The 3,684-nt window shown below is 51.0% G+C and carries 5 protein-coding genes and 3 pseudogenes; 2 read left to right on the forward strand and 6 right to left on the reverse strand.

The window, feature by feature from the left end; all coding sequences use genetic code 11:
- Positions 1-180: 180 nt before the first annotated feature.
- On the reverse strand, positions 181-348 hold the full coding sequence (locus BG74_RS20645) for a rhodanese-like domain-containing protein (protein WP_439895681.1): 168 nt from the start codon (positions 346-348) through the stop codon (positions 181-183).
- 360 nt (positions 349-708) lie between these two features.
- Here BG74_RS20645 and BG74_RS17180 point away from each other — a divergent pair.
- Positions 709-1,477: pseudogene (locus BG74_RS17180) on the forward strand (FAD-dependent oxidoreductase); the annotation flags it as partial.
- Here the strand turns inward: BG74_RS17180 and BG74_RS18965 are convergent.
- The 4 genes and pseudogenes from BG74_RS18965 to BG74_RS17190 form a co-directional block, all read right to left on the reverse strand.
- Complete coding sequence (locus BG74_RS18965) at positions 1,477-1,641, reverse strand: hypothetical protein (RefSeq protein ID WP_369678520.1); 165 nt, start codon at positions 1,639-1,641, stop codon at positions 1,477-1,479. The pseudogene BG74_RS17180 and the gene BG74_RS18965 overlap by 1 nt on opposite strands.
- Positions 1,642-1,696: 55 nt before the next feature.
- Positions 1,697-1,906 carry a glycogen/starch/alpha-glucan phosphorylase gene (locus BG74_RS18970; RefSeq protein ID WP_066597274.1) on the reverse strand — a complete coding sequence of 70 codons (210 nt, stop codon included), beginning with the start codon at positions 1,904-1,906 and terminating at the stop codon, positions 1,697-1,699.
- 50 nt (positions 1,907-1,956) lie between these two features.
- Positions 1,957-2,022, reverse strand: coding sequence for a hypothetical protein (locus tag BG74_RS19675; RefSeq protein WP_369678523.1), 66 nt, complete (start codon positions 2,020-2,022; stop codon positions 1,957-1,959).
- Between the two features lie 759 nt (positions 2,023-2,781).
- Positions 2,782-3,129, reverse strand: a pseudogene (locus tag BG74_RS17190) (glycogen/starch/alpha-glucan phosphorylase).
- A gap of 169 nt (positions 3,130-3,298) precedes the next feature.
- Here BG74_RS17190 and BG74_RS17195 point away from each other — a divergent pair.
- A complete protein-coding gene (locus BG74_RS17195; protein WP_244267367.1) occupies positions 3,299-3,580 on the forward strand; it encodes a hypothetical protein in 282 nt (93 codons plus the stop codon).
- Here BG74_RS17195 and BG74_RS17200 read toward each other — a convergent pair.
- Positions 3,544-3,684 (reverse strand): annotated as a pseudogene (locus tag BG74_RS17200) (alpha amylase C-terminal domain-containing protein); the annotation flags it as partial. The gene BG74_RS17195 and the pseudogene BG74_RS17200 sit on opposite strands and share 37 nt — an antisense overlap.

Genomic DNA, 3,684 nt, shown 5'->3' on the forward strand with positions numbered 1-3,684 from the left:
TGAACCGCGACGCGTCTTCGTCGCTATAGAGATTCAGTATCCTGAAGAAAGTCTTTCAGCCAGGCGTCAAGCCTGCCATCGCCGCCGTAAGCAGCATCAAATCCCTAGTTCAGCAAGTATTGAGTAGTGCCTTCATTGCTATTGCCGTGATAGCACATCATCAGTACTGGACAGGAGGCATTATGTTGCGCCAAAAACGCCGACAGGGGAGGGGATGTCATTGGTCAAATGAAACGTGCCACGGAAATGCCAAGCGGCGAAACTTTGCGGATCGTGAATATCCATCAGCACCGCGTCCCCCTCCCCTCTGCCAGCGTTCTCTAGCCTATTATACACTGATTGTTGCACTACGCTGATTGTTGCAAATTGATCTATACCCTGACACCTCGTTTAATCAAAAGACAGCACTCCTCGCGGGAGCGAAAGGAGTGTAGAAAGTCGTGGGGTGGCGTGCAGCGCTTTTCGCCAGCATCTGGCCACGCCATGCCGGTGCTTGACTCAGTATACTAACCATAACGTCATAGAGGCAACCCCGCTCTGCACGTTAAAAATATTAACTGAGTCACGCATAGACTCTTTATTTGCACAGAGTTCTTGGCTTGGATGTTAGTTTTCGCTTACAACCATGAGTGAAAAAGAACATAAAGGAGTTGTTACGCGCATTGGGAGGAAGGTAACGTGGAAATCAAAGAGTTGATCGTCATTGGCGGCGGGATCAACAGTACCGGCCCCTTTTGGTGAAACACTTTATCGATGACAGCCTGAATTTGCCATCGTAATATAACATCCTCCTGGATAAAAGGCAGCCATATCGTCGTGCTGCGGGTCCATCCCAATCCGCAGGCGTACATTCTGCAAAACGAGGATCACCACATTTGTATTCGTCATTCCCTTGATGAAAATGTTCTCCATAATCGGCACCACCGACGTGGAATATCACGACGATCCAGGTGAGGTGCATATCGATGACGATGAAATTGACTATCTGCTCAAGGTTTATGAACGCCTATCTCAAACGGCCACTGGGCCGCGAGGATATCGTCTGGACCTATTCCGGTTTGCTCCCGCTGTGCGACGACGAATCCGATTCACCGCAGGCGGGTAGCCCGTGACTATACACTGTCGTTTTCAGCGGCAAGCTCACCACTTATCGCAAGCTAGCTGAGCATACGCTGGGAAAACTGGCTTATTACTATCTCCATACCAAAGGCGCCTGGACCCGCAACGAGGTGTTACTGGGCGGCGACTTCGCTAGTACCCGCAACGACTACGTCGCAGTACGGCAGCGCAAATTCTCTTTTTTGTAGAAAGCACTGGCGTGGCGCTACAGCAGCACGTACGGCACCCGCAGTGAGCAGCTGCTGGCAGGCGCTGCTGGCTTGGTGGATCTGGGCGAGGATTTCGATCACAGCCTGTACGAAGCCGAGTTGCTCTTATGGTAGCGCAAGAATGTGCGGTCACTCTGGATGACGCCATCTAGCGCCGCACCAAGCTGAGAGTGTGGCTGGACAGTAGTCCCAGCAAGCGTGTATTACCGACTGGCTGCCTGGCCCGGCCAACGAGCACCATCTTCCAGATTTCCTCGGCATACTCGCGTATCGTGCGATTGGAGAATAAATAGTCCATACTGTTGATATTCAAAGTAACGTGGCGTGCCCATTCATCCGGACGCTGATTACAGGAGGTCTACCTCATCCTAAGCATCTACATAGCTGCGGTAATCCCTGCCAGCAGCTGATTGATCCTCAAAGTTGGCCAGAGAATCAAATAAATTGCTGTAGCGCCCCGGCTCGCCAGAGTCGAACCCGCTGGTGGCAATCTGCGATAGCGCCAAATGCAGCTCTGCATCCTGCTCGTAATAGCTACGCGGATTGTAGCCGTAGCTACGCGGCGCCTCGACCTGCAAGCAAGAGCGGTACTACCGAAAAATAAACATATTTCCCCACCCATATGCTGTTATATTTCGATATTGGCGTCGTCGATCGTGCCAATGGTCAACGCACTATTGATGGCGAACTTCATATCGCCGGTATCTGACACTTCAGTGCTAGACAGAGAAATCTGTTCGGAAAAATCGATCCGCTTCCGGAATAATCAGATGCGCCAGGATGACGTTGTGGTTTAGCACAAATATCACCTTAAGCCGGAGCCGATTTTTATTAGCGGATCACGGTTGATAACCTCCGCTATACCGTTAATAAAATGATGCAGCACGTTAAGCGGCTAGCGTTTGTGTTCATGAATACGTTTGATTTTTACATCAAATAGCGCCACTGGATTGGCTACCTCGTCCAGTTGATTCGCCAGATAGGCCCCGCCAGATATTTTTATTGATCAGTTTAACCTGCTGGAAGAGCTAGCTGCACAATAAACGAAACTCGGGAAAATCGATATGCCCCTTCAGTTCTGCCAATTGGCCGAGATTGGTACATCAAGTCTAGCCAATAGTTTCATCCAGCACTGCCAATAGAGGCGGATTGGCTAGCGCCGCAGCTATTGCAGAAACGATCGGAGAATGGAAATAGGAGCGCGAAATCGGCAAAGAGCGACTGTACCATCAGTTCCGAATGCAGCTTGAAAACTCCCATTAACCTTATGGCTCGCGATCACCTCCAGCTCTAGACCCACACCCGACGTCCTTTTTTCCAAAAATAGACACCCTCAACAGCAACCTGCTGTCGTCCACCGTCGGGACCTAGACCTGATTGAGAAAATGATCTCGTTGAGATCAAAAATGATCTGCAAATGGCACGGTAGGATCTTGCCTAGTATGTCCACCGGCTAAGTCTCTAGCACCTCACTCATCAGCGTATGGTTAGTATAAGAAAATGCTTGGCATATACCACTCCAGGCGCAGGTCCAATCAAACTTATTCTCATCGATGAGCAAACTCATCAGTTCAGGGATGGCCAGAACCGGATGGGTATCGTTCAAATGGATAGCGATCTTATCGCCAAAGTTATCAAAGGTATTTGTGCATCAGCCAGCCAATGGTAGTTGAGAATGTCCTGTACCGTGGCAAGGACAAGAAAAATATTCCTGTAGCAGTTGCAGTTCGCAGCGGGAGTAGGTAGAGTCATCAGGACAAAGCACACGGGAAACGTTTTCGGAATAATTTTTGTCTTCCACCGCAGCGAAGTAGTCGCCCTGATTGAATTTATCGAGATAGGGCGCACTATCGGTGGAATCCGGCTACTTGCCCCAGCAGCGCCCCGGATGGTCGCCGACCCTATTCCAGCGCGCGCGTAAGTGCAGTCGCCGGATTAAAACGATGACTCTCGTCAGGGGCAAAAGGGCCATGGAGCCTGAAACTGTGGCGCAGCCCCCCGCGCCAGCGCCGGCCATATGTAGCCGTACGCTGCTGCGGCCGGGTAATTCCCACTGCTACTCGTGCTTCCCTGTTCATCGAATACGTATAGTACCACCTGCTCTGCTCTGCATGGGCAGGAAACAGGCAAAAATTGACGACGGTTCCGTCAATATGGGCGCCAAGGTACTAACCGCCGTCAGCACCGTCGTTCCCCCTCCCACAGCAAAAGAGGGGGTCGCCAGCGGTGGCAATGTCAGAGACAGAGAATAGTCATGGTAACGCCAGGGGAGACCCGCTTCACTGTGAATTGCGCCCTGATTCTCTGTATTGCTGCCACTGTAATAACCCGAGTCAGTGTTCAGTACCTCATGCCA

It is taken from the genome of Sodalis-like endosymbiont of Proechinophthirus fluctus (assembly GCF_001602625.1).
Classification (GTDB): Bacteria; Pseudomonadota; Gammaproteobacteria; order Enterobacterales; family Enterobacteriaceae.